We start from the raw sequence: 5,254 nt of genomic DNA on the forward strand, positions 1-5,254 counted from the left end.
CCGCTGCAAGATGTCGAGAACCAGTTCGACCTCGTCTCCGAGTTCACCCCGATGGGCGACCAGCCCCAGGCGATTGACGAACTCACCGACGGCCTGCAGCGGGGCGACCGGCACCAGACGCTGCTTGGAGGCACGGGTACGGGTAAGACTTTCACCATCGCAAACGTCATCGAGCAGGAGAACCGGCCTACGCTGGTGATGAGCCACAACAAGACGCTGGCGGCGCAGCTCTATGGCGAGCTCAAGCAGTTCTTCCCGAACAACGCGGTCGAGTACTTCATCTCGTACTACGACTACTACCAGCCCGAGTCGTACATCGTCCCGAGCGACACGTACATCGAAAAGGACGTGGCCATCAACGACCGCATCGAGCGGCTGCGGCTGCGGGCGACGAGCGAGCTCATCTCGGGCCGCAGCGATGTGATCGTGGTGGCCAGCGTGTCGTGCATCTACGGACTCGGCTCGCCCGATGAGTTCCGCAAGGAGATCATTCAGCTGGCACCGGGCATGGAGGTGGAGCGCGATGTGCTTCTCCGCCGCTTCGTGGATCTCTTCTACAGCCGCAACGACATCGAATTTCAGCCCGGCACCTTCCGCGTGCGCGGCGATGTGGTGGACATCTTTCCCGCGTACTTCGAGGACCGCGCCTTCCGCATCGAGTTCTGGGGGGATGAGATTGATCGCATCAGCCTGATTGATCCAACCGACGGCACGGAGGTCAACGCGCTCGACGAGCACCTCACCCTCTACCCTGCGCAGATCTTTGTGACCCCGGAAGATCGTCTCGCATCCGCCATTGATAGCATCAAAGAGGAGCTGCGCTGGCGGCTGGCGGTGCTGCGTGAAGAGGGCAAGATGGTGGAGGCGCAGCGCCTGGAGCAGCGCACCATGTTCGACCTGGAGATGATGCAGGAGGTGGGCTACTGCTCGGGCATCGAGAATTACAGCCGCCACCTCACCAACCGCGAACCGGGCGAGCGTCCGTACTGCCTGCTCGACTACTTCCCCGACGACTTCCTAATGGTGATGGACGAGAGCCATGTCACGATCCCGCAGGTGCGTGCCATGTACAACGGCGACCGCGCCCGTAAGCTGAAGCTGGTGGAGCACGGCTTTCGCCTGCCCTCGGCGCTGGATAACCGTCCGCTCACCTTTGAGGAGTTCGAGGAGATGCAGGATCAGGTTATCTACATGAGTGCTACGCCCAGCGACTACGAGCTGGAGCAGAGCGGCGGCGTGTTTGTCGATCAGGTGGTGCGCCCCACCGGCATCCCCGACCCCGAAATCGACATCCGACCGACCGACACGCAGATCGACGACCTGCTCGAAGAGATTCGCAAGCGCAGTGAGAAGAACGAGCGCGTGCTGGTCACGACCCTCACGAAGCGCATGACCGAGGATCTGGCCGACTACCTCGACAGCAACGGCGTGCGCGTGCGCTGGATGCACTCGGACCTGGATGCGCTGGAGCGGGTCGATATCATTCGCGGGCTGCGCCTGGGCGAGTACGATGTGCTTGTGGGCGTGAACCTCTTGCGCGAGGGACTCGACCTGCCTGAGGTAAGCCTTGTGGCTATTCTGGATGCGGACAAAGAGGGCTTCCTACGCAGCGAAACGTCGCTGATCCAGACCGCTGGCCGTGCAGCACGCAATGTGGACGGCCAGGTGATTCTGTATGCTGACGAGATCACCGGATCCATGCAGCGGATGATCGACGAGACCGAGCGCCGCCGCGAGATCCAGCTCGCATACAACGAAGAACACGACATCACCCCCGAGCCGATCAAGAAGTCGATCGACGAGATCCACCGCGGCACGGCCATCGCCGACGAGAAGAAGCGCGACGACCGCGAGCCCTCCAACCGCAAGCACTACGGACGTCCCGAGCAGCTCACGAGTACCGTTTCCGACCCGGTGGTGAAGTACTTAACCGACGATCAGAAAGAGGATCTCATCGAACAGATGAAGACGGAGATGGAGGAGGCCGCCGAGGATCTCGACTTCGAGCGCGCCGCTGAACTGCGTGATAGCATTCAGGAGCTAAAAGCCCAGCTGGAGGCGTCAGGTTGAGGCAACGACCCGCGCGCCTCTTTGCGTAGCATTACGGTGCTAAAGACACTCCCCCTACCGGCAAGATTCGGCATCCACTCAAGGTGACATGACCGTAGAGCATGTCATGCCACAGGGCGTGTCATGGTGAGCGGACGGCGAAGCCGGGAGTCGAACCATCCCCTGCTTGGTAGTCAGGGCCCGGCGGGGTCAAGGGGGTGTTTGATCTTGTGTGTTTTCATCATGCCAGCCCGACTCGAACAGCTAAGTATGAGATTGCGTCGTCCTACGTCCTCGCAATGACAAGGTGAGGGATCTGCCGGGGTTGTCATCGCGAGGAAGGAGCGTAAGCGACTGACGCGGCGATCTTTGCGTTTCATCATGTCAGCCCACCCCGAACAGAACCGTCCTGAGATTGGCACGTCACGGTTCATCCCCCCTAAATCCCCCTCCTCCGAGGGGGACTTGATCGGCTCCTTCCACGACCCCTTTTGCAGAACTCTACTCCCCCACAACTCTCCTCCTACCGGCGGAGCCGAAAAGAAGGGGGGCCGAAGGGCGGGGAGCCAGGACATCGGAACGTAGAATGGGTGCACAGATGAAGCTACACAACCGACAATCACTGAAGCAACGCCGCAAAGAGCTCCGCAACAACGCAACACCTGCGGAGGCTCAGTTGTGGAGTGCGCTAAAAAAGAGACAACTCTCCGGACGCAAGTTCAGACGCCAGCATAGCATTGGTCCATACATCGTGGATTTCTACTGTCCAGGTGAGCGTCTTGTGATCGAACTGGATGGTGCCACGCACGACGGTCCACTCCGCAGTGAATACGATGCGGAGCGACAGGTGTATTTGGAAACGAAAGGTATTCGCGTTGTTCGTTTTGAGAACAAGCAGGTGTTTAAGGATGAAGAGGGTGTGTTGGCGTATATCAGAAAGCAGTTTCATGACTGATGGGAATCAAACCCCCTCTGTCTACCGACATCTCCCCCTTGGCTAAGGGGGAGAGTTTTGAAGTGCATGGTTATTCGAAACTTATGAGGGCTGAGCTTCAACGCGACGAACTCTCAAAACTCCCCTCCTACCGGCACCAGCCGGAAAGGAGGGGTGCCCGCAGGGCGGGGTGGTCCTGGACGCCACCTAATCCACGGCATAAGGTCGCACTTCAGAGCACACTGCGCGAACGAACACATGCTGGCAGACGTACCCTTTTTGCAAAGACAGCAATACACTCCACACCCTCCAACAATCCATGGCCACCATTGCTCAGCGCATAGAAGTTGACCCCGAGGTGCATCATGGCAAGCCCGTCATTGCGGGCACCCGGGTTCCTGTTCACATGGTGCTTGGTCTCTTGGGTGAAGGGCTCTCCATCAGCGAGATTATCGACGAGTACTACGGTCACATCACCCGCGAAGATGTCTTAGCGTGCATCCGGTACGCCCATACCGTTGTACAAGAGGAAGAGGTCTATGCCACATCCCAGCCCGCCAGAAAGTGAGGAATTGCACCAGGAACCGCGATTCCTCGCAGATGAATGCACATTTACGAAGACGGTTCGCATGATGCGAGCAGCGGGATGCACCGTCTATCGTGTTCAAGATCTCGGCATGGCGGGCGCACCGGATGCCGAGGTCTACCAGACGGCCCTCGACAAGGAAGCCGTTCTGGTGACGACCGACCGAGGGTTTGGCGACGTCCGCTCGTATCCCCCTTCATCACATCATGGCATCATCGTGCTCCATGTCTCTCCTGATCCAGGACAAGTCCGCGCTGTGCACCGAACGTTGGTGATGCTGCTCCAAACAGAAACGTCCTTTACCGGAACGCTCTTCATCGTTGACGGACGGAAATACAGAAAGCGTAGGCGCCCCTAACACGACAACACTCAGAACTCTCCTCCTACCGGCACCAGCCGGAAAGGAGGGGTACCCGAAGGACAGGGTGGTCCTGGGCGGGTGAAGATCCCGGGTCTCCGCTCCGCTCCGCCCGGGATGACTTGTGTTGTGGGTCTGTTCTGGACGGCGCGCTTATGCCTCTACAGCTCTGACCGTCCAAAACCAAGTCACCCCGGGCTTGACCCGGGGTCTTCCCATCTCCGTACATACGCCGTTTTCAGTACGCGTATGTACCTGCCGGCAGGCGGGAATCTGAGACGGGTATCTGCTATCTGTTAATAGCCAGTCCGCCTCGAACAGCGACGCATGAGATTGCGTCGTCCTGCGTCCTCGCAATGACACGGTGAAGGGATCTTTCGGGGTTGTCATCGCGAGGAAGGAGCTTGCGACTGACGCGGCGCTGTGAGCGCAGCGAACAAGTACTCCTGGGGTGCGATCTCGTGCGTTCCACTACGATAGCCCCGCCTCGAACAGAACCGTCCTGAGATTGGCACGTCACGGTCCATCCCCCGAAATCCCCCTCCTCCGAGGAGGACTTGATGGGCCCCTTCCACGACCCCTTTTGCAGAACTCTACTTCCCACAAACTCCCCTCCTACCGGCGCAGCCGGAAAGGAGGGGTGCCCGGAGGGCGGGGTGGTCTTGGGCGGGTGAAGATCCCGGGTCTGCGCTACGTTCCGCCCGGGATGACTTGCTGGCGTGGGTCTGTTTTGAAAAGCACGTTTGCCTCTTTACGACACTGACCTCCCAAAGCCAAGTCACCCCGGCCCCCGAGCCGGGGTCTCCCCATGCCCGTAGAAGCACCATTTTTCAATGCGGGTGCATGCTTGCTGTGAAGCGAGAATCTTGGCCAGGCCGCCCGGGATATCCGCACCCCGGGAGCACTCGGTCGCGGTGCTCCCAGCGCTGCGATTCTGGCCCCGGGCTAAGAAGACCTCAAACGCAGGACACCCATAGCCGGGGATCGCTCGCATCCCCCGCGATCTGTCAGCCTTACCCCTCCTTCCGCAGCCGCGCCCCGAACGCCCCGTCGGTGCCGTGCGCGACCGGGTCTGCATGCAGAAACCCATCCTGCTTCACCGCAGGGGGGATGCGCACCGGCGGCACGAGTGTCAGCTCGGGGTGACGCCCCAGCGCCGCATCCACGCGCGCCTCGTTCTCCTCCGGAAGCAGCGAGCACGTGCTGTAGACCAGCACGCCCCCCGGCGGCAAAAGCCCCACCGCCGCATCCAACAGCGCATCCTGCAGCGCCGTCAGCGTCTCCACGTCCTGCGGCGAGCGGCGCCAGCGCAGATCCGCCCGGCGGC

The 5,254-nt window shown here is 60.5% G+C and carries 5 protein-coding genes; 4 read left to right on the forward strand and 1 reads right to left on the reverse strand.

The genetic code is table 11. The features are described from left to right. The first annotated feature begins 3 nt into the window (after positions 1–3). The 4 genes from uvrB (at position 4) to PPP56_RS10505 (ending at position 3,927) form a co-directional block, all read left to right on the forward strand. Positions 4–2,070 carry an excinuclease ABC subunit UvrB gene (uvrB, locus tag PPP56_RS10490; protein WP_353563999.1) on the forward strand — a complete coding sequence of 689 codons (2,067 nt, stop codon included), beginning with the start codon at positions 4–6 and terminating at the stop codon, positions 2,068–2,070. A gap of 577 nt (positions 2,071–2,647) precedes the next feature. Continuing rightward, positions 2,648–3,004, forward strand: a complete 357-nt coding sequence (locus PPP56_RS10495) for an endonuclease domain-containing protein (protein ID WP_353563996.1) — start codon at positions 2,648–2,650, stop codon at positions 3,002–3,004. 298 nt (positions 3,005–3,302) lie between these two features. After that, positions 3,303–3,551, forward strand: a complete 249-nt coding sequence (locus PPP56_RS10500; RefSeq protein WP_353563997.1) for a DUF433 domain-containing protein — start codon at positions 3,303–3,305, stop codon at positions 3,549–3,551. Continuing rightward, positions 3,523–3,927 carry a DUF5615 family PIN-like protein gene (locus PPP56_RS10505; protein WP_353563998.1) on the forward strand — a complete coding sequence of 135 codons (405 nt, stop codon included), beginning with the start codon at positions 3,523–3,525 and terminating at the stop codon, positions 3,925–3,927. Before PPP56_RS10500 ends, PPP56_RS10505 begins: the two co-directional genes overlap by 29 nt. 1,013 nt (positions 3,928–4,940) lie before the next feature. Here PPP56_RS10505 and PPP56_RS10510 read toward each other — a convergent pair. Beyond that, positions 4,941–5,240 (reverse strand): RsmB/NOP family class I SAM-dependent RNA methyltransferase, encoded by a 300-nt coding sequence (locus PPP56_RS10510; protein ID WP_353564000.1) that lies wholly within the window; start codon positions 5,238–5,240, stop codon positions 4,941–4,943. Positions 5,241–5,254: the final 14 nt, after the last annotated feature.

Source organism: Longimonas sp., assembly GCF_040409695.1.
GTDB lineage: Bacteria > Bacteroidota > Rhodothermia > Rhodothermales > Salinibacteraceae > Longimonas.

Bases quoted from the DNA above. Each gene is read 5' to 3' on its own strand.
- PPP56_RS10500 (WP_353563997.1), top strand. From the start codon at position 3,303: ATGGCCACCATTGCTCAGCGCATAGAAGTTGACCCCGAGGTGCATCAT.
- PPP56_RS10505 (WP_353563998.1), top strand. From the start codon at position 3,523: ATGCCACATCCCAGCCCGCCAGAAAGTGAGGAATTGCACCAGGAACCG.
- PPP56_RS10495 (WP_353563996.1), top strand. From the start codon at position 2,648: ATGAAGCTACACAACCGACAATCACTGAAGCAACGCCGCAAAGAGCTC.